This window comes from Porphyromonas cangingivalis (assembly GCF_900638305.1).
Classification (GTDB): domain Bacteria; phylum Bacteroidota; class Bacteroidia; order Bacteroidales; family Porphyromonadaceae; genus Porphyromonas_A; species Porphyromonas_A cangingivalis.
Window position 1 is genome coordinate 418,437 of record NZ_LR134506.1, and the last position, 22,947, is coordinate 441,383.

At 46.8% G+C, this 22,947-nt stretch carries 21 protein-coding genes; 5 read left to right on the forward strand and 16 right to left on the reverse strand.

The window, feature by feature from the left end; all coding sequences use genetic code 11:
- Positions 1-25 precede the first annotated feature (25 nt).
- The 7 genes from nspC to EL262_RS01735 all read right to left on the reverse strand — a co-directional run bounded on the left by nspC (position 26) and on the right by EL262_RS01735 (position 6,708).
- A complete protein-coding gene (nspC, locus tag EL262_RS01705; protein ID WP_025838492.1) occupies positions 26-1,198 on the reverse strand; it encodes a carboxynorspermidine decarboxylase in 1,173 nt (390 codons plus the stop codon).
- Between the two features lie 266 nt (positions 1,199-1,464).
- Positions 1,465-2,076 (reverse strand): hypothetical protein, encoded by a 612-nt coding sequence (locus tag EL262_RS01710; RefSeq protein ID WP_025838494.1) that lies wholly within the window; start codon positions 2,074-2,076, stop codon positions 1,465-1,467.
- A gap of 44 nt (positions 2,077-2,120) precedes the next feature.
- Positions 2,121-2,759 carry a GNA1162 family protein gene (locus EL262_RS01715; protein ID WP_025838496.1) on the reverse strand — a complete coding sequence of 213 codons (639 nt, stop codon included), beginning with the start codon at positions 2,757-2,759 and terminating at the stop codon, positions 2,121-2,123.
- Entirely contained in the window at positions 2,756-3,124 is a 369-nt protein-coding gene (locus tag EL262_RS01720) for a DUF4810 domain-containing protein (RefSeq protein ID WP_025838501.1), read from the reverse strand. The genes EL262_RS01715 and EL262_RS01720 overlap by 4 nt, the downstream gene beginning before the upstream one ends.
- 25 nt (positions 3,125-3,149) lie before the next feature.
- Positions 3,150-3,971 carry a purine nucleoside phosphorylase I, inosine and guanosine-specific gene (locus EL262_RS01725; RefSeq protein ID WP_025838503.1) on the reverse strand — a complete coding sequence of 274 codons (822 nt, stop codon included), beginning with the start codon at positions 3,969-3,971 and terminating at the stop codon, positions 3,150-3,152.
- Between the two features lie 14 nt (positions 3,972-3,985).
- On the reverse strand, positions 3,986-5,272 hold the full coding sequence (locus EL262_RS01730; RefSeq protein ID WP_025838505.1) for an amidohydrolase: 1,287 nt from the start codon (positions 5,270-5,272) through the stop codon (positions 3,986-3,988).
- A gap of 74 nt (positions 5,273-5,346) precedes the next feature.
- Entirely contained in the window at positions 5,347-6,708 is a 1,362-nt protein-coding gene (locus EL262_RS01735) for a dipeptidase (protein WP_025838506.1), read from the reverse strand.
- 869 nt (positions 6,709-7,577) lie between these two features.
- Here EL262_RS01735 and EL262_RS01740 point away from each other — a divergent pair.
- Together EL262_RS01740 and asnS are read left to right on the forward strand one after the other, a co-directional pair.
- On the forward strand, positions 7,578-8,873 hold the full coding sequence (locus EL262_RS01740; protein WP_231551961.1) for a pseudouridine synthase: 1,296 nt from the start codon (positions 7,578-7,580) through the stop codon (positions 8,871-8,873).
- A gap of 56 nt (positions 8,874-8,929) precedes the next feature.
- Positions 8,930-10,330 carry an asparagine--tRNA ligase gene (asnS, locus tag EL262_RS01745; protein ID WP_078735816.1) on the forward strand — a complete coding sequence of 467 codons (1,401 nt, stop codon included), beginning with the start codon at positions 8,930-8,932 and terminating at the stop codon, positions 10,328-10,330.
- Between the two features lie 85 nt (positions 10,331-10,415).
- Here the strand turns inward: asnS and hutH are convergent, their stop codons facing one another.
- From hutH to EL262_RS01790, 9 genes are all read right to left on the reverse strand, one after another.
- Positions 10,416-11,927, reverse strand: a complete 1,512-nt coding sequence (gene hutH / locus EL262_RS01750; protein ID WP_025838511.1) for a histidine ammonia-lyase — start codon at positions 11,925-11,927, stop codon at positions 10,416-10,418.
- A gap of 4 nt (positions 11,928-11,931) precedes the next feature.
- A complete protein-coding gene (locus EL262_RS01755; RefSeq protein ID WP_025838512.1) occupies positions 11,932-12,555 on the reverse strand; it encodes a cyclodeaminase/cyclohydrolase family protein in 624 nt (207 codons plus the stop codon).
- Between the two features lie 24 nt (positions 12,556-12,579).
- Complete coding sequence (gene hutI / locus EL262_RS01760) at positions 12,580-13,842, reverse strand: imidazolonepropionase (protein WP_025838513.1); 1,263 nt, start codon at positions 13,840-13,842, stop codon at positions 12,580-12,582.
- A gap of 6 nt (positions 13,843-13,848) precedes the next feature.
- The gene (gene ftcD / locus EL262_RS01765; RefSeq protein ID WP_025838514.1) at positions 13,849-14,754 is read right to left on the reverse strand and encodes a glutamate formimidoyltransferase; all 906 of its coding nucleotides are present in this window, start codon (positions 14,752-14,754) and stop codon (positions 13,849-13,851) included.
- Between the two features lie 38 nt (positions 14,755-14,792).
- Positions 14,793-16,781 (reverse strand): urocanate hydratase, encoded by a 1,989-nt coding sequence (locus EL262_RS01770; protein WP_036851479.1) that lies wholly within the window; start codon positions 16,779-16,781, stop codon positions 14,793-14,795.
- Positions 16,782-16,842: 61 nt separating this feature from the next.
- Positions 16,843-17,805 (reverse strand): ribosome small subunit-dependent GTPase A, encoded by a 963-nt coding sequence (rsgA, locus tag EL262_RS01775; protein ID WP_025838516.1) that lies wholly within the window; start codon positions 17,803-17,805, stop codon positions 16,843-16,845.
- 46 nt (positions 17,806-17,851) lie between these two features.
- A complete protein-coding gene (gene frr, locus EL262_RS01780) occupies positions 17,852-18,412 on the reverse strand; it encodes a ribosome recycling factor (protein WP_025838518.1) in 561 nt (186 codons plus the stop codon).
- A gap of 38 nt (positions 18,413-18,450) precedes the next feature.
- Positions 18,451-19,161 (reverse strand): UMP kinase, encoded by a 711-nt coding sequence (pyrH, locus tag EL262_RS01785; protein WP_025838521.1) that lies wholly within the window; start codon positions 19,159-19,161, stop codon positions 18,451-18,453.
- Positions 19,162-19,309: 148 nt separating this feature from the next.
- Positions 19,310-20,950: an ABC-F family ATP-binding cassette domain-containing protein gene (locus EL262_RS01790; RefSeq protein ID WP_078735817.1), complete on the reverse strand. Its 1,641-nt coding sequence runs from the start codon at positions 20,948-20,950 to the stop codon at positions 19,310-19,312.
- Between the two features lie 429 nt (positions 20,951-21,379).
- Between EL262_RS01790 and EL262_RS01795 the strand changes: the two genes are divergently transcribed.
- The 3 genes from EL262_RS01795 (at position 21,380) to rimP (ending at position 22,924) form a co-directional block, all read left to right on the forward strand.
- On the forward strand, positions 21,380-21,682 hold the full coding sequence (locus EL262_RS01795) for a hypothetical protein (protein ID WP_025838523.1): 303 nt from the start codon (positions 21,380-21,382) through the stop codon (positions 21,680-21,682).
- Between the two features lie 51 nt (positions 21,683-21,733).
- Complete coding sequence (locus tag EL262_RS01800) at positions 21,734-22,201, forward strand: 5' nucleotidase, NT5C type (protein ID WP_025838525.1); 468 nt, start codon at positions 21,734-21,736, stop codon at positions 22,199-22,201.
- Between the two features lie 252 nt (positions 22,202-22,453).
- Positions 22,454-22,924: a ribosome assembly cofactor RimP gene (gene rimP / locus EL262_RS01805; RefSeq protein WP_025838527.1), complete on the forward strand. Its 471-nt coding sequence runs from the start codon at positions 22,454-22,456 to the stop codon at positions 22,922-22,924.
- The last annotated feature ends 23 nt before the right edge of the window (positions 22,925-22,947 follow it).

The window sequence follows — 22,947 nt, forward strand, 5'->3', positions numbered from 1 at the left end:
TTCTTTTACTCTTTATTCATTTTTTTCAGCACATACGATCTCTGTAGTCTTCATAGGTGTACGTGCGGTATTCCTCCCAATTCCCATCTGCTTTGTGTAGGTATATCGATGGGTGTACAATGCCGTTGAACATTGTCGTCTTTACCGTCGTGTAGTGAAGCATATCCTCGAAGATGAGCAAGTCTCCGACCTCCGGTGCATGGTCGAAGAACCAATCTCCGATGACATCGCCACTGAGACAACTATTCCCCCCTATCCTATATTGGTATTTGTGAACTTGAGAGTTCTCTTTTTCTGCACCTCTGACAGCCGGTTGATAAGGCATCTCGAGACAGTCCGGCATATGACACGTGAACGAAGCGTCCATGATGAGGGTCTTTATTCCTTTGTTTTCGACGACATCAAGCACCTGGGTGACGAGATAACCTGTCTGCCAGCCAAATGCACTTCCTGGCTCCATAATCACGTGTAGGTGAGGATGTCGGGCTTTGAATGCCTTGAGTAGACCTATGAGGTGTTCGACATCGTAGTCTTTGTGGGTCATGAGATGTCCTCCTCCCATGTTGATCCATTTGATGTGAGGTAGATATCGGGCAAACTTGTCCTCCACTATCTCAAGGGTCTTCTCCAAATCGTAGGAGTTGCTCTCGCAGTGGGTATGAAAATGCAAACCCTCGATACCTTCGGGCAAAGGATAGGGTAGCTCATCTGCAATCGTACCAAGTCTGGAGCCCGGAGCACAGGGATTGTAAAGGTCTGTCCCTACCTCCGAATACTCGGGATTGATACGGAGACCACAACTGATGGAGTGCTCCGAGAAGGCTTTCACCATGGGATAAAAACGCTCGAACTGTGTCGGGGTGTTGAACGTGATGTGGCTACTGCAAGACATGATCGTATGGAACTCACTTTCCTTATACACCGGAGCATAAGTATGTGCCAAGCTCCCCATCTCTTCATAAGCCAAACGTGCTTCGTTAATCGAGCTTGCGGTCGAACTTTTGATATACTCTCGGAAGATAGGGAAAGATTTGTGCAAGGCGTAGGCCTTGAAGGCCAATATGATCTCCACATCGGCTTCCTTTGCTACTCGCGAGATGAGAGAAAGGTTTCGTCTCAGGAGTGTCTCCTCAAGTACATAGCACGGAGTAGGTATCCGTGCAGGAAAAATCTCTTTTAATGACAAGTTGTCAATCATATACATTTACGGTAATTTCGTCAAAGATAGCAATAAAATACGTGATTTCATTCCTCATGCCTTTATTCTCAGACTGATATCTCTGTCAATGGTCAACATATCTTACTCAGCCCCCAAAGTCAGGTTGTATACCTATGTGCTTGTGGGCAGAGTAAGACATGTTTAACGTGAGGCCAAGCTTTAGACTCGCGTTGTCGTAGGTTGTTGATGTTTTTATAATCCTTTTGATCTATGGTGGTATGGAGAGGTTATGAAGACTTGTGGTATTAATTGAATTGTATGCTTATAACGAAATAGTGAGGAACCTTAAATTGTTCATACCACTTTTCTGGCTTTATCCCGGATTGTACGACATCACAATATGTTCCACTACCATCAGGGCGGAGGGATGGCGTGATGATAGCAAAAATGGGACTTGCTTTATCTGAGGGAATGAAAAGTTCTTCTTTGTTGGCAAATAAGTCTTTGACTGTATAGGAGTCAGCTCCCATTTTAAGCTGAAAATACATCTTTTTGCTTGCAAAGAAAGATCCTCTGATTGAGACTTTCAATCTTCTTTCGGCTACTTTCAAAAAGAACTTGAGAGAGGTTTTGCCCCCTTTAACCTTAAAGATATTATCCTCCAATCCATCAAATAGTGTAGTAGAGCGTACCTTCTGCCCCCTACTGAACTCATCCAAGGTGATCACGTAGCTCTTGTTTTCAAGAGCACTCCCCTCGAAGTCTAATTGTTTGACGAAAAGATTCTCAAAATCCAAGATTTCTTGAATAGAATTATCTACGACACTATCATGAAGTTTGACTTTGATCAGAGCTTGTCCTTTGGCGCAATAACTGCCAAGGCTCAAGAGTGTGAGTAAAATAAGTTTTAAGTGCATAGCCGTCACGTGTATAGTCTTTGAATCAAAAGTAGATAGAATGATCAGAGAAGATTGTATCTGGGAGCGTATGGTCCGTCGGGGAATGGGGCTAAGAGCTGAGAAATCCCTTCTCTGCCAACGTCTCTCGGACCTACGAGTAGATAAAATAAGATGTCCGTAATAGCCATGCTTGCGAAATCTTGGTCATAGCTTCTGGGAGAACCGATCTCCCTATAGATGCGATTTTCGAATAGGATCTTGTCCGAGTGCACGGATTTGATAAGGCAAGAGACATCGAAGTTTCTGGTGCCGCCAAAGATGTTGACATTCCACGAATTGACCCTGATCAGCACCACTGCGTCAGCTCCGTATTGAGGATGGAGACGGCGTGTAGAGTTCTCGACATACCACTCGGGATCGGCTTTGTCAAAGCCCTCCATGATTCTCTCCGCACTTGGAGGAGATAGGACATAGTACCCTTTCTCTGCAAGTGTTGTCGATACCACGGAGGATATGAAGGCTTTTGCTTTATTGTCCAACATCTTACCGATAGGTGGTAGGATAAGGACGGTGCGGGTCTTCTCTGCTTTGATCGTTTCGTAGCCCATTGAGGGGATGTGCCTGCGACTGAATTTCGGGGTGCATCCGACAGAGAGGAGTAGGAGGGAGAGAGTGAGAACGAACTGTAGTGGTCTTTTCATTGTTCAAACGTTGCTATGATATGTTCGACAAAGATTCGGCTTTCGGGATAATTGTGTATCTCTTGCTTCATCATCCTGATCCCTTCTTGTATCTCTCCGCTCATGGCAAGCTCGTAGCCGTACTCGAGGAATATCCCCGGAGGAGGCGTTTTTCTCAGTCCTGCCTTTTGGTCTGCGATGAGTTTCTTGTATTGAGAGAGTCTCTTTGCACGGTGCTTGTCACCGGCATTCATTGCACTGATGGTCACGGACTCGTAGTTTTGCCATGAATAAAGGGCACTACGAGTGACGCAGCTCTGTAAAAAATAAGTTAGTACACATACGAGTATGAGTACTAACTTATCGGTGTGTTTTGTCTTACACATATATGAGTGATGACTGTTTGTCAGATCAATACAAAGACTTGATGAGGGTCGTGAAGATCTTGCCCATCTTGCCTGCTGCTGCGTTGGCTTGCTTGATGACATCATCTCCGTCATTGACAAAGTCGTCTTCGAAGTGGTAGCCTTCGTTGGTGATCACACTCATACCGAATACTCTGATGTCACAGTGACGAGCAACGATGACCTCGGGTACGGTGCTCATACCGATGGCATCCCCACCGATGATGTTGAGGAACTTGTATTCGGCCGGCGTTTCGTATGAAGGTCCTGTCCACCCCACATATACCCCTTTGTGCATCGGGATGTCGAGGTCTTTGCCGATCTGCTCAGCCTTCTTGATGAGTTCGCGGTCGTAAGCTCTGGTCATATCACTGAAGCGTACGCCAAACTCTGCCATGTTTGGCCCGATAAGAGGGTTTGGCAGAAGATTGATGTGATCTCCGATGATCATCAAGTCGCCCACCTTGTATCCGCGAGAGACTCCTCCGGCAGCGTTTGAGACAAAAAGAAATTCGATGCCCAACAACTTGAATACCCTAACGTGAAAAGAGACTTGATCCATCGTGTAGCCTTCGTAGTAGTGGAAACGTCCCTGCATAGCAATGACAGGGCTGCCATCAAGCGTCCCGATGATGAGGTTACCCTTGTGTCCTATGGCTGTGGACTTCGGGAAGTGTGGGATGTCTGTGTAGGGGATGACGGCTGATGCCACGATGCTGTTGCCCAGCTCTCCAAGCCCACTGCCGAGGGTGATGGCACACTTTGTATTTTGTGGAATGAATGGGCGCAAGTACTCTGCAGCCTCTTTGTAATGTTCGAATGGAATCATAGTAAAGTTTACTTCTATTTACTGTTTAACCTACGGCTTCGTTCGAAGAGATCATTGGTGACCTCCTGTCCCTTGGCTTTTATCATATCTTCTTCTTTTACCTGACGATGGCGCATGAGGATCTGCCCATCGATGATCGTCGTATCTACGCAGTTGCCTGCTGCAGCAAAGACCAAGTTGGATGTGAGATTGTGCAGTGGAGTCATCTCAGGGAGAGTCAAGTCGATGAGGCACAAGTCTGCGAGGGCTCCTGCTTCGATACGTCCACCGTCTATCCTAAGTATTTCTGCACCTGTCGTTGTTGCTGTTTCGAGTATCTGGTCTGCTCTGAGTGCCTTCGGATCAAATCTCCAAGCCTTGCCGAGAAGGGATGCCAGCTTCATCGCTACGACCATGTCAAGGTTGTTGCTGGAAGAGCAACCATCGGTGCCCAGGCCTACCTTGATGCCCTTTTCCTTCATCTCGATGTATCTGAAGTTGTAGCCCGAAGCCAGCTTCATATTCGATGCGGGATTATGCACTGTCGAACACCCATGGTCTGCCAGCATCTGAAGCTCTTCACTGTCCATCCACAGTGAGTGTGCGAGGACAAGTCGTGGAGAGAGGATGCCGAGTTTCTTGAGGTATCTTACGGGTGTCATGCCGAACTCCCTTGTGCTGTCCTGCCACTCCTTGTAGGTCTCTGCAAGGTGAAGATTGACGAGACAGTCGTGCTCTTCGGAAAACTTGTGTGCAAACTGTAGCTGTGGAGCCGACACCGTATAGATCGCATGTGGACCAACTGCAAACTGTACCCTCTCGGGCATCTTGGAGAAGAGGTCATAGTAGTAGCTACAACGCTCTCTGTCGAGCTTGGCACGAGTATCGTCCCATCTGTCAAACATTGTGTATGAGAGGACGGCACGCATACCGCTGTCGATCACCGCTTGAGCGGTAGCCTCGGGATAGGTGTACATATCCAGAAAGGCTGTCGTACCACTTTTGATCATCTCGAGGCAAGCCAAACGAGAGCCCCAGTAGATGTCATCCTTGGTGAGATGAGCTTCGACAGGCCAGATCATATTCTCCAGCCAGTCCATCAGATCCAGGTCGTCTCCATAGCCTCTGAAGTAAGTCATCGCCGCATGGGTGTGACAGTTGACAAAGCCCGGTATGACAGCCATCCGAGTGGCATCGATGATGTCGGCTTCGGGATGTAGCGATGCCTCTATCGATCCGACTTCTTTTATCCTATTTCCCTCGATGAGGATATCCTTGCGGGTCTCGTCAAGTAGGAGTGCATTTTTGATTAATATCGCCATATCTATTTAGCAAAGACGGAACGAGGTGCAGTTTCCGACCTCGTTCCATCATTGGTTTATGTTTGGATTATCTATCAGCGACCAAACTTAGAGTAGAATGTAGCCACTGTCTCTATCCCCTTGTAGAAGAGGTCTACCGGGAAGTTTTCGTTGGGCGAGTGGATGGCGTCAGACTCCAAGCCGAAGCCCATGAGGATGGTCTTGATGCCCAGGATGCGTTCGAATGTCGCAATGATGGGGATGCTACCACCTGTGCGTAGACCGAGAGGCTTCTTGCCAAATGTAGCGAGATAAGCCTCTTCAGCCACCTTGTATGCAGGCATATCAATAGGGCACAAGTATGCCTCACCACCATGTAGCGGTGTCACCTTGACCTTGATGTATTCAGGTGCGATCGCCTCGATGTACTTCACGAAGTCTTGAGAAATCTTACGGTAATCTTGGTTCGCCACAAGACGAGTAGAAACCTTCGCATAAGCCTTGGATGGCAATACGGTCTTCGCACCTTCGCCTGTATAACCGCCCCAGATACCGCAGATGTCGAACGAAGGACGGCAGCTGTTACGCTCAAGGGTATGGAAGCCCGCTTCGCCCTTGAGTGCCTTTACATCGAGAGCTTTCTTGTACTCCTCTTCGTTGAATGGAGCTGCAGCGATCATCTCTCTTTCGGCTGCAGAGATCTCCAACACATCGTCGTAGAATTCAGGGATGGTGATACGACCATTTTCGTCGATCATCTTGGACATAAGGACACAAAGTTCGTTGATTGGGTTTGCCACCGCACCACCATAGTGACCGGAGTGAAGGTCTCTGTTCGGACCGGTGACCTCGATCTCCCAATATGCAAGACCACGGAGACCTGTGGTGATCGAAGGGATGTCCTTCGCCAACATACCTGTGTCGCTCACAAGGATCACATCAGCTTTAAGCTTTTCCTTGTGCTTCTCGCAGAACGGAGCGAGAGATGGAGAGCCCACTTCTTCTTCACCTTCGAGGATAACTTTCACGTTGCACTTCACAAGACCGAGCTTATTTGCAGTCTCAAACCCCTTGACCTGAATCATCGACTGTCCCTTGTCGTCATCAGCACCACGAGCCCAGATGTGCCCATCGCGGATCTCCGGCTCAAACGCAGGAGACTTCCATAGTTCAACAGGCTCTTCCGGCATCACATCGTAGTGCCCATAGACAAGCACGGTAGGGTAATCAGGAGAGATGATCTTATCTGCATAAACGACCGGATTGCCGTCGGTAGGCATTACCTCTGCATTGTCCAACCCGCTTGATGTGAGGATCTCTGCCCATCGGTTGGCACAAGCAACCATATCGCCCTTGTGTTCGGACTTTGCTGAAATAGATGGGATGCGGATGAGAGAGAAAAGCTCTTGCATGAACCTGTCTTCGTTCTGAGCTATGTAATCTTTGATCTGTGACATAGTTTTATTATTTAGTTTTGATGATTGAATTCGTTCTTTCAAAAATAAGACAATATCCTCAAATAATCAAATCCCCCAACATTTATTATCGAATTTCCGAAGGTGTCGCCGAGGGTGGTACGACAGAACCTTTTTTGAGGGTGGACAGAATACATTCCGGTGCCTGGCAGAACGCTTTCTGTCCACCCTCAGAATAGGTGAAAAACAGACAAAAAAGATTAACTCTTCCCGGATACATCGAGATAAGCTTAATTTTGATGTTACTAAGGGGGTTAGTTGATCGATTAAATCACAAAAATGACTATATTTGCATCCGTAAATAACAAACAAATCATTGGCAACAAACAATGTTGCAGCACAACGTGAGGTATTAGAACAAAATCAAAGATGCAACCGTGAGGCTGTAAGTCTCTAAAACAAGTTTAGACAAAATGGATATAGAAAAGACTGAGGAACAGAAAAAACACACTGATTCTCAAGAGAGGAGTGCTTCGTACTCTACCAATAATGATGGCTTCGAGCGAGTAAACAATCGAGAAGGCCTTTACGAAAATGGTTTTGACAACGAAGAGTCTGCGCCAAACTATCGCCCCAGGGGATTTCGTAACAACAATAACCGCTATGACAATAGACCGGATCGTGGTGGCTACCCCAGAAGGAATGATAATCGTGGTGGCGGATACTATCCACAACAAGATAACAACCAAAGGGAATATCAATCCAATAGAGAATATCCTCGCAGAGGGTATGACAATAGGTATCCCAACGAAGACTTCAGCTATAGGGATAGATTCCTTGCGACTCAGAAGACCGAAGATCAGCCTCTTGATGAGAATAGAGATGATCAACAGCCTCAGAGACGTCGCCGTATGCGCATATCCGAGGTGAAGGCGATGGGCAATCCCCAAGAAGAACGTTTCGGTGGGTATGGTCAAAATCCTCAGCAGAGGTTTGACAACAATAATAGGTACAATCGTCCTTATGACAATCGTCGTGGCATGGGTGGTGATCACTATCAGCGTCAGGATCGTTATCGCAACAATTATGGTAGCTATGGCAATGATCGCTACTCCCGCATGGACGAATACGATCGTAGGGGGGGATACAACAACTACGAGTCCGGACACGACAACTCTCAGAGGGAGTACTATAAGGAGCGTTACAACCAAGCGAGAGAAAATAACCGCCAACAGTTTGAGTACAGAATGCCTTACAACAATGGCGATGACAGATATCAGCAGGGGCGTAACAATAATAACAGACGTCCTCAACAACGTCGTGGTTATGGCAATAACGAAGGCTATGGCAACAATCAAATGAGACGTGGTGGCGGATACAATAATGACAACAAGTATCCGCAGAAGTTCCAAAAGAAGTCGAAGCCGGGACAGAAGTTCACCCCCCGTCCTACACCTATCGTGTACGAAAACGACTACTTTGATGAAAACGAACCAATCCGTCTCAATAAGTACCTTGCAAATTCGGGCGTTTGCTCAAGACGAGAAGCTGACGAGCTCATTCAAAATGGGACAGTCCTTGTTAATGGAGAGGTGGTGACCGAGCTCGGTACAAAGATAACGCTCAAGGACTCTGTCGTCGTCGATGGTAAGGAGGTGAAGCCTGAAAACAAGGTATATGTCCTCCTCAATAAACCAAGAAACTGTGTCACCACTTCGGATGACCCACAGGAGCGATTGACAGTGCTTCACCTCGTGAAGAATGCTTGCAAGGAGCGCATCTATCCTGTCGGACGTCTTGACCGAAATACTACAGGTGTCCTTCTGCTCACAAATGATGGTGATATGGCATCGAAGCTCGTACACCCTTCATTTAAAAAGAAGAAGATATACCACGTATGGCTCGATAAAGAAGTCACTGTCGAGGATATGCAGAAGATCGCAGATGGTATCGAACTCGAAGATGGAGAGATGCACGCAGATGCGATAAGCTATGCTTCTGAAGATGATCACACTCAGGTGGGGATAGAGATCCACTCGGGGCGCAACCGTATCGTTCGTCGTATCTTCGAACACCTCGGTTACCATGTTTATAAGTTGGATCGTGTGTACTTCGCAGGTCTGACAAAGAAGAACCTCCCCCGCGGCAAATGGAGATACTTGTCTCAAGATGAGGTGAATATGCTTAGAATGGGTGCGTTTGAATAAACAACACCCGAAACACACTAAAAAATAATCTTATACAAATAAACACATATATGGCAATGAAACGATTAAGGATATCAGATATCGTCAAAGGGACTGATATGGTAGGTCGTGAGGCACAGGTCAAAGGCTGGGTGCGCACCAAACGTGGGAGTAAAAACGTGGCCTTCATCGCTCTTAATGATGGATCGTGCATACACAACCTCCAGATAGTCGTCGATACTGAGAAGTTTGATGAGGAGCTATTGAAGAAGATCACGACAGGTGCTGCCATCAATGTGATCGGTAAACTCGTCGAGTCGCAAGGCAAAGGACAGAGCGTCGAGATGGTAGCGGAGAAGATCGAACTTTATGGTGTAGCAGATCCGCTCACGTATCCTCTCCAAAAGAAGGGACATACAATGGAGTTTTTGAGAGAGATCGCTCACTTGAGACCCCGAACCAATACTTTTGGTGCAGTGTTCAGGATTCGTCACAATATGGCGATAGCGATCCACTCGTTTTTCCATGAAAAAGGATTTTACTACTTTCATACACCTATCATCACAGCTTCGGACTGTGAGGGTGCCGGGCAGATGTTCAAGGTGACTACCTTGGACTTGGACTGTCCTCCTCGCAATGATGAAGGGACGATCGACTTCAAGCATGACTTCTTTGGCCGTCACGCCAACCTAACTGTGTCCGGCCAGCTCGAAGGAGAGCTTGCTGCGATGGCTTTGGGTTCGATATATACATTCGGTCCTACGTTCAGGGCCGAAAACTCAAATACACCACGACACCTCGCAGAGTTTTGGATGATCGAGCCTGAGATGGCTTTCTATGAGATAGAGGACAACATGGACTTGGCTGAGGAGTTCATCAAGTATTTGGTGAAGTGGGCTTTGGATCACTGTGCCGATGATATCGAGTTCCTCAACAACATGATAGACAAGGAGCTTCGTAGTCGATTGGAATTTGTCCTTCAGCATGATTTCGTCCGTCTCGGTTATACCGAAGGTATCAAAATATTGGAAGACGCTGTGGCTAAGGGCCAAAAGTTCGAGTTCCCTATCTACTGGGGGGCAGATCTTGCTGCCGAGCATGAACGCTATCTTGTCGAACAACACTTCAAGAGACCGGTCATCTTGACAGACTACCCAAAAGAGATCAAGTCGTTCTACATGAAGCAAAATGATGATGGAAAGACTGTGCGTGCGATGGATGTCCTCTTCCCAAAGATCGGCGAGATCATTGGAGGCTCTCAGCGTGAGGAGGATTATGACAAACTCCTTACTCGTGCCAACGAAATGGGTGTGCCTATGGATGATATCTGGTGGTATATGGATACTCGTAAGTACGGTACTGCGCCTCACTCCGGATTTGGTCTTGGCTTTGAACGCCTTCTCCTCTTCGTTACGGGTATGAGCAATATCAGGGATGTCATACCGTTCCCACGTACTCCAAACAATGCTGACTTCTAAGAAATAAAGATTACATCAATAAAAAACACCCCGATACTTGAGTATCGGGGTGTTTTTTATTGATGTGGTCGAGTATTATTGCGCTTTAAGCAAGCAACTGACCGAAGTCATAAGTGTGTACAAATGCTGTTGCATCTTGGATCAACTTATACATAACTACGTCGTCATGTACCATAGGTACGTGCTTGCGGAAGTCGTTATGTAGTTTCGAAAGTCTTTCCGAGGTCTTCGCATCTGCTCCTCTAAGGTCAAATGCTTGAGCTGCATTCATCAACTCGATACCGAAGATGGTCTCCAAGTTTTGAATAAGAGGAAGGAGCTTTGTTGCAGCGTTCGCACCCATAGAGACATGGTCTTCTTGTCCGTTGCTACTTACGATGCTGTCAGAAGCTGCAGAGTAGCAGTACATCTTGTTTTGGCTGACGAGAGCGGCAGCCGCATACTGTGGTATCATATACCCGGAGTTGAGACCCGGAGCTGCGACAAGGAACTCAGGTAGACCTCTCAAGCCGAGGATGAGTTGAGCGACTCTTCGCTCTGAGATATTACCAAGCTCTGCAAGTGCCACAGCGAGGAAGTCATACACCAATGCCAAGGGCTGACCATGAAAGTTGCCACCACTTACAATGAGATCTTCGTCGGGGAAGATGGTGGGGTTATCGGTGACCGAGTTGATCTCACGTGTGACGACAGAGGATACGTATTCTATGCTATCAAAGCTCGCTCCGTGGACTTGTGGCATACAGCGGAAAGAGTAGGGGTCTTGTACCTGAACTTTAGCTTTTGACTGCATGGGGCTGTCAGCAAGTAAGCGTCGCATATTTTCTGAAACGACTTGTTGACCCTTGTGTGGTCTCACGATGTGCAAGCCTGCCGTAAATGGTGCAACCAAGCCATCAAAAGCTTCAAGCGAAAGTGCGCCGATACAGTTTGCCATCTTGAAGATCTTGCGAGCCTGGATGAGAGCATAGACTCCGTGAGAAGACATGAATTGTGTGCCATTGAGCAGTGCCAAACCCTCTTTACTTTTTAGTGTGATGGTCTGTAACCCTTCTGCTGCAAATGCTTCTTTGGCTGTCTTCTTGACACCTCTGTGGTACACTTCTCCTTCCCCGATGAGAGGTAAGAATAGGTTAGACAAAGGGGCAAGATCCCCTGAGGCTCCTAATGAGCCCTTGTCATAGACAATGGGGGTGATCCCATGGTTGAGAATATTGATGATACACTCCACTGTCTCTACTTGAACCCCACTGTATCCGAGAGAAAGGGCGTGAGCTTTGAGTACCAACATCAGGCGCACGATTTCGATTTTGACTTCGTTGCCACAGCTACAAGCATGGCTCTTGACGAGGTTTTCTTGTAGGGTAGTAAGGTCTTCAAGAGAGATGGAGCGATTACACAATGATCCGAATCCGGTGGTGATGCCATACAACGGACGGTCAGAGGTTTTTACTTTGTTATCGAGGTAGTCACGACATTTTTGTATGCGTGCTCTCCCCTCTTGAGATAGCTCGACCTTGATCTCCGGAGCTGAGATAAACAGCTCCAGAGCATCAAGTGTCAGATCTTCTTTGCCGATGACAAATGTCTTTTTCATGACTTTAGATGGCTGAATAGGTCATTTCGAGTACCTTGCGTTCGATACTCTGTACTTCTTCTTCCATTTTCTTAGCCTCTGTAGCAAGATTTGTTACGAAAGCTTCATCCTTGAGTGATCCTAAGTTGATACGGACATTTAGAAGTGCTCCAAGCACAGCTGTGCGGGCACACATCATCGCTACACAACCATCGGTGATGGCATTTTGGTTACCTTTTTCAACGACGGCTTGAATGAGTGGAAGGAGAGAGAATGTCTTCTTTGCTACTTCCATTGGCACAAGAGCTGCATGCTTTGTTGCTTCTTGGATGGCATCGCTACGCTTTGCCTTTTCTTCGTCTGTCTCCTTTGGAAGCTTGAAGGCATCGAATACCATGTTGTAAGCATCACTATCTCTATCGATATCCAAGATGAGTTCGTTGAGAATGCCTTCTGCCTTTTGAGCTATTGCTTTCATCTCTTCTTCGACTTCCACATATTTCTTCTTGCCGATAGTGAGTTGTGCAACCATCTGTGTAAGTGCTGCCGAGATGGTGCCGCAAAGAGCAGAGATACTCCCTCCTCCGGGGACGGGATCTGAACCTGCCGTTTTGTCGATGAACTCGGTTATTTTTAGGTCTTTAAGCATATTTATTTTAGGTTTTTTGAATGATTAAATATTGGTGATTTGATTATGGTAAGGGACACCGCTCTTGATTGTGGTCTTGACGATGTTCATGCCAAAGTGGTAAGACAAGAACTTGTATGATGGATATTGTAAGATCACAATGTCTCCTTGTTTCCCGACTTCAATGCTGCCTATACGATCTTGCATATCGATAGCTTTAGCCGCATTGATCGTCATTGCAGAGATTGTTTCTTCAAGAGTCATCTTCATGTTGATGGTCGAAAGGGCAATCAATAGTGGGATGGATGCTGAGAAACAACTGCCGGGATTGAGGTCTGACGCCACAGCAACAGCACAGCCGGAGTCGATCATCTTACGAGCAGGAGCATAGTCTGCTTTAAGGCTGAATGCTGTCAATGGGAGCAAGGTTGCGACGGTATCGCTCTTTGCCAAAGCTTCAATCCCCTTATCTGAAATTTGTAGAAGGTGATCCGCAGAAAGGCATCCAAGTTCGGCAGCAAGTTCTGCACCTCCGAACGGTACGATTTCATCTGCATGCATCTTTACTTTGAAGCCCATCTCTTTTGCTGCATTCAAAAGCAAACGAGTTTGCTCGTGGTCAAAGACCCCATCCTCAGTGAAGATATCACACACCTTGGACAGTCCTTTCTCTTTGACTACGGGCAGCACATCGGATATGATGTACTTGATATAACCTGTTGGATTGCCTTTGAACTCCAATGGAGTATCGTGAGCCCCCATGAAGGTTGGATGAATGTCGATAGGTTGGAGATCGTTCAGTTCGTTTGTAACCTCGAGCTGACGAAGCTCTGTCTCAAGATCCATGCCGTAACCACTCTTGGCTTCGCAGGTTGTAACACCCATTGAGAGCATATTCCTGAGATGGAGCAATGCAGAGCGTCTAAGTTCCTCGTGTGTTGCGGCTCTCGTTGCTCTTGTAGTGGAAGCTATACCCCCACCTTTTTGCATGATGCTCATGTAGCTTTCGCCGGCGAGCCTCCACTGAAACTCATCCTCACGATAACCTCCGAAGACAAGATGTGTATGAGAGTCTACAAATCCGGGAAGTACTGCACCTCCTTCGGCATCTAAGCACTCCATACCGTTGACAAGATCTTGTGGCACTTCGTTTTCTTTTCCGGCAAAAGCAACAAGACCGTCTTTGATGACAACAGCACAAGGCCCTTCGATGAGACCTATATCTCCCATTGCCTGGGCTCCTTTTTTGTAGGAGCCTCGGCAAGTGATGAGTTGTCCGATATTATGGACGTATAGATTGGATTTCATAACGGATTATTCCATCATTCTTGTTTCGAGGACTTGGTCGATAGAGAAGTTTTCAAGTCCAAGGTAGTATTCAGCTGTATCTACGAGAGCAGCAAGAGGCACAAGCCCTACGATCTCTGCACCTACGATCTCTACTCCATAGCGACGAGCTTCGATACGGATAAGTTCATGAGCACGGTACACTGAAGTCTTGGTATAGTCTGTAAGGTTCATAGATACCTGAGTGATGTGTCTGTCTGTCAGTTCGACACCCATTGCTTTGCAGAAGCGGAGACCACCACCGATAAATCTGACTTTCTTTGCGATAGCATCTGCGATAGAGAGGTCAGATGTGTTTAGGTTAACATTATAAGCCACGAGAGGCATACGAGCACCTACAGCGACCGTACCTGCTGTTGCATGACGTTCTGCAGGACCGAAGTCCGGACGCCAAGCAGGATCTTTGATTTTTTCTGCCATGCCTTCGAATTCACCCTTGCGGATCTTTGCTAGGTTTTCACGATCCGGAGTTGTTGCAGACTTTTCGTACAAGAATACAGGTACACCGACTTCTTCACCGATGACTTTACCCACCTCTTTTGAGAGTTCGACAGCTTCTTCCAATGACACGTTGCGAATAGGTATGAATGGGATGACATCCACCGCACCCATGCGAGGGTGTTGACCTTCGTGTTTGTTGAGGTCGATCTTAGCGACAGCTATTTTTGCGGCTGCGATGACGGCAGTCTTTACTGCCTGTGGTTCACCTACGAGAGTCACCACCATACGGTTGTGGTCTTCGTCATTGCTATAGTCGAGTAGTTTGACTTCAGGGGTTGTTCTGAAAGGTTCGAGGATTGCTTCCATGACAGCTCTGTCACGGCCTTCACTGAAGTTAGGGACGCATTCGATGACTTTCTTATTATTCTCCATAATGATTGTTGATTTTTATTGTGTTGTAATGAATTGTTTTACTTGATGATTGTGTCGATGATTTCATCGTCCACGAGATAAGGTATCGTGATGTGATAACCCTCAGAGTGACTCTCATTGAACGCTTCGCTTGTCTCCATGGCATTCGCATTTCTTGCCCATGAGCGACGAGCGACACCGCCCATGACATCCCAAAGCATGGCTGTGCGGAGGATGTTGTCAGCTCTTTCTGAGCCATCAAGAACCATACCGAATCCACCGTTGATCGACTTCCCGATACCTACACCTCCACCGTTGTGCAAGGCAATCAAGCTCATACCACGAGCCGCATTTCCTGCAAAGCACTGGACTGCCATATCTGCCATGACATTACTACCATCCTTGATGTTTGCTGTCTCTCTGAAAGGCGAGTCGGTACCGCTCACATCATGGTGGTCTCTACCCAGCATGATAGGTCCTACTTCACCTTTACGCACCATCTCATTGAACTTCAATGCGATCTCGAGACGACCGAGGGCATCCTGATAAAGTATGCGAGCCTGTGTCCCTACGACAAGTGCGTTCTTTTCGGCATCACGTATCCATATCCAGTTGTCTCTATCTTGTGGGCGACGATCGGGGTTGATGCACTCCATGGCAGCCTTATCAGTCTTGATGAGATCCTCATGCTTGCCACTGAGGCACACCCATCTGAATGGACCATAACCATAGTCGAATAGTTCGGGTCCCATGATGTCCTCCACATAACTTGGCCAGATGAAGCCATCTTTGTCGTCGATGCCATTTTTGGAGATTTCCATTACTCCGGCATCATAGATAGACTTCATGAATGCATTACCATAGTCAAAGAAGTAAGTGCCTTGAGCCACAAGTTTTTTGACGACTTCGAAGTGTCTCTTCAAGCCTTTGTCCACTTCCTTCGCAAAAGCCTCTCTATCTTCCTTGAGGAGTCTTGTACGCTCTTCAAAAGTCAGTGATGCCGGACAGTATCCACCCTCATATACGGCATGACAGCTTGTCTGATCCGAAAGAAGGTCTATGTGTATATTCTTCTCCACGGCATATTCGAGGAGATGTACTACGTTTCCGAGGTAAGCTATAGATGTCGCACCATCAGCTTTGGCAGCCAAGTCAAATGCTTCTTCGATGCTTCTTGCGATGTGCTTCACCCAACCCTGCTCATATCTTGTCATGATACGAGATTCATCCACTTCTGCGACGATGGAGATTGCACCGGCAATATCTGCGGCTTTAGGTTGAGCTCCACTCATACCCCCAAGACCGGAGGATACGAATAGTTTACCCTTGAGGTCGCCATTTGCGCCAATACCGAGACGTTGGCGTCCGGCATTGAGCAGTGTGTTGTATGTACCATGGACGATGCCTTGAGGACCTATGTACATCCATCCACCTGCAGTCATCTGACCATAGTTCGCTACACCCATCTGTGCTGCTACTTCCCAGTCCTTGATGTTGTCAAACAGACCCACCATCATGGAGTTTGTGATGATCACACGAGGGGCATCGGGTTTTGATTCGAATAGACCGAGAGGGTGTCCACTCTCGATCACGAGGGTTTGGTTCTCTGTTAGTTCGGCAAGGTATTTCTTCACGAGCTGGTATTGCATCCAGTTTTGGAATACCTGACCGGTCTCTCCGTAAGTGACCAACTCATAAGGGTAGAGTGCCACATCGAAGCATAGGTTGTTGTCGATCATGACTTGGAAAGCCTTTGCTTCGATACACTTACCCGGATATTCGTCGATGGACTTGGCATTCAGGTTCCCTTCAGGTCTGAATCTATAGCCATAGATCTTGCCACGAGTCTTTAGTTCTTCCAAAAACTCAGGTGCTAACTCCTTGTGTAGTTCTTTGGGAATGTATCTGAGGGCATTTCTAAGAGCAACTTTGGTTTGCTCCTTGGTCAGGCGAAACCCTCTGTCCGGAGCTCTTCTGATCCCTTCTTCAAACTTTGGATACTTTGGCAGGATCGCATCCAAAGTAAACTTTGTGTCTGTGCTTCTCATACACCAATTATATTTTTTGTGTTAAAAATTTTAGAGTCAATTGTGATACCATCATTAGTATTCAGTAGGCACTCCTGTACTTGCTATCCTCGTCACCATCTCTGAAGATACTGAGGTAACTTCGGTATCGGCTCGAGGCTATTGTTCCGTCTTCTACAGCCCTAAGTACCGAGCATCCCGGCTCGTGGATATGTGTACAGTTGTTGAACCGACATTCTTTTGATAGCCTGAAGATCTCGGGGAAGAAGTGTCCCACCTGCTCCTTCTCGAACTCCAATGTCCCGAAGCCCTTTATCCCGGGAGTGTCGATGATATAGCCCTCCTCAGCATCTGAGAGAGGGAGCATGGTCGAGAAGGTTGTTGTGTGCATCCCCGTATTATGAGCCTCGGAGATGGCTGCAGTTTTGAGACAGGCATCGGGGATGATACCGTTGATGAACGTTGACTTGCCCACACCCGAGTGCCCACTGACAAGGGTCACTCCGTGTCGGATATAGTCCATGAGTGCCTCAAATCCCTTGTTGGCAAGGGCTGAGATCTCGAAGCATCGATACCCGACACCCTCGTATATCTTCCTGAGTTTTTGCATCTCCTCCATGTCACTGGCATCATAGATATCGGTCTTGTTGAAGACGATCGCGGCTTCGACATTATAGGCTTCAGCTGTCGATAGAAATCTGTCGATGAATGTCGTTGATGTGACAGGATAGTTGACAGTCACCAAAAGGAGTGCCCTATCTATATTGGCAGCAAGGATGTGTGCCTGTTTTGATAGATTTGAGGACCGTCTTATGATATAGTTTGAACGCGGATGGATCTTGGTGATCCAACCCGCGTTCTGAACATTATTATCTTCGCCTACCTCAATGGACACAATATCTCCTACGGCAACGGGATTAGTCGTGCGTATTCCTTTGAGTTTGAAAGAACCCTTGACTTTGCAGACAAAAGTCTCCTTCTCCACTTTTACTGTGTAGAAGCTCCCTGTTGTTGTGACGACGACACCTGTCTTGTATTCCGGCATATCCTCCCTTTGGTAGGCGTTTTTTATTGTGTGGCTGAGGGCTTTATCAGACGGTCATGATTTCTTTTTCCTTTGCTGCGTAGAGATCATCGATCTTCTTGACAAACTGATCATGGAGCTTTTGCACATCATTCTCAGCATTCTTTGCAGCATCCTCAGGAAGCCCCTCTTTCGTACCTTTCTTGAGAAGGTCTATTGCATCACGACGAGTGTTGCGGATGCTGATTTTGGCATTTTCAGCTTCGCCTTTGACTTGCTTTGCGAGTTGCTTACGGCGTTCTTCTGTGAGAGGAGGGATACCGAGGCGGATGATCTCGCCATTGTTTTCGGGAGTGATACCTACCTCAGAGTCCATGATAGCCTTTTCGATATCCTTGATGATAGACTTCTCATAAGGGGTTACGATGATGGTCTTTGCATCCGGAGCACTCACGTTCGCTACATTATTTAGCGGAGTTGGCGAACCATAGTAAGGGACAAGGATGTCATCCAATATCTTTGGATTTGCTCTTCCTGCACGGATTTTTGCCAACTTTTCGTCCAAAAAAGCGATGGTGTCTTGCATGCTCGCTTTAGACTCTTTCAAAATTGTTTCGATATCCTTCATAAGACTGTATAAAATAATTGTATGTGTTGATTACTGTATTATAGTTTGACAAGGGTGCCGATCTTCTCCCCACTCATCAGCTTGGTGAGGTTGCCCGGGGTGTCCATGTCGAAGACCACTATCGGCATCTTGTTGTCCTTACACATTGCTGTTGCGGTGAGATCCATGACCTTGAGATCACGCTTGTAGATTTCATCGTATGTGATCTCATCGAAACGTGTCGCTGTCGGATCTTTTTCCGGATCGGCAGTGTATATACCATCGACACGAGTCCCCTTCAGCATCACGTCACACTCCAGCTCTATTGCTCTGAGCGAAGACCCTGTGTCTGTGGTGAAGTAGGGGTTGCCCGTCCCTGCTGCGCAGATGACGACCCCTCCGGCTTCGAGGGTATCTATGGCTTTCCATTTGTCGTAGTAGGTGCCGATGGGCTCCATACGTACTGCCGTCATGACCGAAGTACGCACCCCTTTTGAAGAGAGAGCCGAACTAAGGGCAAGGCTGTTGATGACTGTTGCGAGCATACCCATCTGATCCCCTTTGACACGGTCAAATCCTGCTGTCGCACCCGATAGCCCCCTGAATATGTTGCCACCACCGATGACGATGGCTACTTGGACGCCTTTTTCTGCGATGGCCTTGATCTCATCGGCATACGACTCGAGCCTATCCGGATCGATCCCGTAGCCTTGATCTCCCATGAGAGACTCACCACTGAGTTTGAGTAGTATTCGTTTAAACTTTGACATGTGTTGATGATATTGTTGAGTTCGACTTCGGAACTCATGTAAGCAAAGATAATAAGTTTATTTGACTTCTTTCAAAATAAATCTACCTTCTTTCCGGGTACAAAAAAGAGATGGAGAACGCAGTCTTCGATCTCCATCTCTTTTTGTGTTATTTTTTTCTTTCCAGTTCGTGAAGCGAGTCCATCTTCTTTTTCTCCAAAAACTCATAGATGCCGGACAAGTGTTCGACGACTTTTTTGTTTCCGAACTCATAGACTTTCGTCACCAAGCCATCTAAGAAGTCTCTATCGTGGCTGACGAGGATGAGCGTGCCGTCAAAGTCCATCAGGGCTTGTTTGAGGATGTCCTTGGTCTTCATATCCAGGTGGTTCGTCGGTTCGTCGAGGATGAGGAGATTCACAGGCTCAAGCAAAAGTTTGATCATCGCCAATCTCGTACGCTCACCTCCCGACAGTACCTTGACTTTCTTCTGAGACTCTTCCGGACCGCCGAACATAAATGCCCCGAGGATATCTCTGATTTTTGTCCGGATGTCACCTTTGGCCACATCGTCTATCGTCTGAAATACCGTCAGGTCTTCGTTGAGCAGAGAGGCTTGGTTTTGTGCAAAATATCCGATCTGTACGTTGTGCCCCAGCTGTAGAGATCCCTCGAAATCTATTTCGTTCATGATGCACTTCACGAGGGTCGACTTACCCTCACCATTTTTACCGACAAAGGCGACCTTATCGCCACGCTCGATGGTAAAGGTGGCATTCTTGAAGACAACATGATCTCCATAACTCTTGCCGACACCATCCATGATGATGGGGTAGGTGCCCGATCTGGGCGAGGGAGGAAACTTGAGTCTCAGTGCAGATGTATCCTCCTCATCTACTTCAAGGATTTCGAGCTTCTCAAGCATCTTGACACGGCTCTGCACCTGAAGGGTCTTGGAGTAAGTACCCTTAAATCGTTCGATGAACTCTTTCGTCTCTGCGATGAATTTCTGTTGCTCATCGTAAGCTTTCTGTTGCTGTTCGCGTCTTTCCTTACGTAGTTCCAAATACTTCGAGTAGTTTACCTTGTAGTCGTATATGCGTCCCATGGTGACTTCTATCGTACGTGTCGTGATGCTGTCCACAAACTTCTTGTCGTGGCTGATCACTACCACAGCCTTGCCGTTGCTGATGAGGAAGTCCTCCAGCCATTGTATCGACTCGATGTCAAGGTGGTTTGTTGGCTCATCAAGCAAGAGGACATCGGGCTTCTGCAGAAGAAGTTTTGCCAACTCGATACGCATACGCCACCCTCCGCTGAAGTTGCTTGTCGGTTGAGTGAAGTCCGAACGGCTGAAGCCGAGACCTATCAGAGCCTTTTCGACATCCTCCTCATAGTTCGTTGCGTCGATGGCATAGAACTTCTCGCTCAGAGCAGAGACCTTTTCGATCAGTTCCATATACTCATCACTCTCATAGTCCGTACGTGTCGCAAGCTCATTGTTCAGCTCCTCGATCTCGGCCTCCATTGCATGAAGGTGAGCGAACGCTTGAGCGGTCTCCTCAAATACAGTCCTCCCATCCTCGATCATCAGATGCTGGGGGAGATAGGCGATCACACAGTCCTTCGGTGCCGAGATGTTGCCTCTTGTTGCCTGCTTCTTACCTGCAAGTATCTTCAAGAGTGTACTTTTTCCCGCGCCGTTTTTACCCATCAGGGCGATACGATCCTTCGGGTTGATCACAAAAGATATGTCACTGAAGAGGGTCGTCCCTCCGAATTCTACTGTAAGTCCTGTAATTGAAACCATCTTATTTTTAATATGAACGCACAAAGATACATCAAATCACGAGATCCCCACATTTCCGTTTAGGTCGATCCAAAATTAAGCTCATTCAGCCCCATGGTCCCCGATGAGTGGTATCCTTTTGATTATCCAACGCGAAAAAACAAGTAGTATCATGATGGTAGAGAGGATTTTCAATGTGCCGAAAAAAGTCGTAGGATTCGATGCAACGAGTTTAACGACTTTCGTTATCAAATCTTACGACTCGATTTGTTGTCTTCAACGTCTTGTTTTTTTATCCGTGTAATGGTGGTTTTAGATTCAGTATTAGGGGAAGGAGGGTGTGTTAATTATTATTTGAGTTGTGGGCTGTTAATAAATGTGTATATTTGTAGGCATTTTGAAGTCGTCTTTGTGTGCTTCAAATTAAATCTGGAATAATATTTTACTGCAATGAAGGACATAAAATATCTCAACTATGCCATTAGGTTTATCATAGCTTTTATAGGTTTTTCTCTCCTTATTCTCGAACTCAAGGGAGCCGGAGAGTCCGGTGTTGTGGTGTCGTTGAAAGGTGTCGCATTCCTTGGACTGGCTCTCATGTTTTTGTTGGAGGTGTATTCGATGGTTCGCAAGTTCTCATGGCATAAGGAGGTCATGAGGGAGAGACTTTACCTGATCTTGAAGGCGCTGATTTGGCTCGGTGCCACATATTATTTTGCGTATATCGGGGTAAACTTTTTTCTTCAACTTTAGTATAATTCTCCTACTGTCCTCTAACCACCTTAATTAGTCAAGGATAAAATCATGACTGCAAAACCTGTACTCTACATCGATATGGATAATGTGCTTGTCAACTTTCAATCGGGCATTGACCGATTGGATCAGGGTACACTTCAAGCTTATGAGGGACGATTGGATGAGGTGCCGGGGATCTTCGCTTTGATGGAGCCGATGGATGGAGCCGTCGAGGCGGTGCACAAGCTTTCCGAACGGTACGATGTCTATGTTCTATCCACTGCACCTTGGCTCAATCCCTCTGCTTGGTGTGATAAGCTGAAATGGATACAGCACTACTTCGGTAAAGATGAGGGAAGTGTCCTTTATAAGAAGCTTATTCTTTCTCATCATAAAAACCTTAACAAGGGAGCGGTAATCATCGATGATCGTACAAAAAATGGAGTGGATAGCTTTGACGGTCAGCATATTCATTTTGGAACTGTGGATTTTCCCGATTGGAAGAGTGTGCTTGCATTCTTTGATATGAGGGTATAGGTGCTTCAATCTGAGCTCGAGGCTGATCGTAAATATCGGTTTCTTTGCTTCGGGGGCGGACTTCATTCTCCAAGATGGGGCGAAATGGCCTGTAATTCATAAAAGAGCCGTTATTTGTTTTGTAAAACAAAGTGCAAAAGTCTTGTAAAAGAAGTAAATAGTTTGTATCTTTGCGGTGAAATAGTATGGTTTCAGAGGAGACAGGTACTGTCTTCTCTTTTTTGTATTTGTAAAAAGCGAACTCTAAACTCTATGATTGAAGTAAGCAAGGTGCGTGAGGTCGTCGAAGAATTTGTTTCGACCCACGAAGGATTTTTTATCGTTCATGTAGAAGTGGCATCGGGTAATAAGGTCATCGTCGAGATCGACCATGATGATCACGGTGTGGATATTGATACTTGCATTGCACTCAATCGTTTTATCGAGTCAAAGATCGACCGTGAGGTGGAGGACTATGAGTTGGAGGTCTCTTCAGCAGGAATCACAACACCTCTGCGCTCAACAAGACAGTATCGTAAATATGTCGACAAGGAGCTTGAAGTGCTCTTGACAACAGGCGTGAAAGAACTTGGTGTGCTGAAAGAGGTCGGAGACGAGTCCATTGTTCTTACTGTCATCAGGATGGTGATCCCCGAAGGGGGGCGACGTAAGAAACCTGTCGAGCAAGATCTCACTATCGCGTATAAGGATATCAAGAAGGCGGTCTACAACATTCGCTTTTGAAAAAATAGAACAATAAGAAATAA

Coding starts and splice junctions, on each gene's coding strand:
- nspC (WP_025838492.1), bottom strand. CDS start 1,198: ATGATTGACAACTTGTCATTAAAAGAGATTTTTCCTGCACGGATACCT.
- EL262_RS01710 (WP_025838494.1), bottom strand. CDS start 2,076: ATGCACTTAAAACTTATTTTACTCACACTCTTGAGCCTTGGCAGTTAT.
- EL262_RS01715 (WP_025838496.1), bottom strand. CDS start 2,759: ATGAAAAGACCACTACAGTTCGTTCTCACTCTCTCCCTCCTACTCCTC.
- EL262_RS01720 (WP_025838501.1), bottom strand. CDS start 3,124: ATGTGTAAGACAAAACACACCGATAAGTTAGTACTCATACTCGTATGT.
- EL262_RS01725 (WP_025838503.1), bottom strand. CDS start 3,971: ATGATTCCATTCGAACATTACAAAGAGGCTGCAGAGTACTTGCGCCCA.
- EL262_RS01730 (WP_025838505.1), bottom strand. CDS start 5,272: ATGGCGATATTAATCAAAAATGCACTCCTACTTGACGAGACCCGCAAG.
- EL262_RS01735 (WP_025838506.1), bottom strand. CDS start 6,708: ATGTCACAGATCAAAGATTACATAGCTCAGAACGAAGACAGGTTCATG.
- EL262_RS01740 (WP_231551961.1), top strand. CDS start 7,578: ATGCGCATATCCGAGGTGAAGGCGATGGGCAATCCCCAAGAAGAACGT.
- asnS (WP_078735816.1), top strand. CDS start 8,930: ATGAAACGATTAAGGATATCAGATATCGTCAAAGGGACTGATATGGTA.
- hutH (WP_025838511.1), bottom strand. CDS start 11,927: ATGAAAAAGACATTTGTCATCGGCAAAGAAGATCTGACACTTGATGCT.
- EL262_RS01755 (WP_025838512.1), bottom strand. CDS start 12,555: ATGCTTAAAGACCTAAAAATAACCGAGTTCATCGACAAAACGGCAGGT.
- hutI (WP_025838513.1), bottom strand. CDS start 13,842: ATGAAATCCAATCTATACGTCCATAATATCGGACAACTCATCACTTGC.
- ftcD (WP_025838514.1), bottom strand. CDS start 14,754: ATGGAGAATAATAAGAAAGTCATCGAATGCGTCCCTAACTTCAGTGAA.
- EL262_RS01770 (WP_036851479.1), bottom strand. CDS start 16,781: ATGAGAAGCACAGACACAAAGTTTACTTTGGATGCGATCCTGCCAAAG.
- rsgA (WP_025838516.1), bottom strand. CDS start 17,805: ATGCCGGAATACAAGACAGGTGTCGTCGTCACAACAACAGGGAGCTTC.
- frr (WP_025838518.1), bottom strand. CDS start 18,412: ATGAAGGATATCGAAACAATTTTGAAAGAGTCTAAAGCGAGCATGCAA.
- pyrH (WP_025838521.1), bottom strand. CDS start 19,161: ATGTCAAAGTTTAAACGAATACTACTCAAACTCAGTGGTGAGTCTCTC.
- EL262_RS01790 (WP_078735817.1), bottom strand. CDS start 20,950: ATGGTTTCAATTACAGGACTTACAGTAGAATTCGGAGGGACGACCCTC.
- EL262_RS01795 (WP_025838523.1), top strand. CDS start 21,380: ATGAAGGACATAAAATATCTCAACTATGCCATTAGGTTTATCATAGCT.
- EL262_RS01800 (WP_025838525.1), top strand. CDS start 21,734: ATGACTGCAAAACCTGTACTCTACATCGATATGGATAATGTGCTTGTC.
- rimP (WP_025838527.1), top strand. CDS start 22,454: ATGATTGAAGTAAGCAAGGTGCGTGAGGTCGTCGAAGAATTTGTTTCG.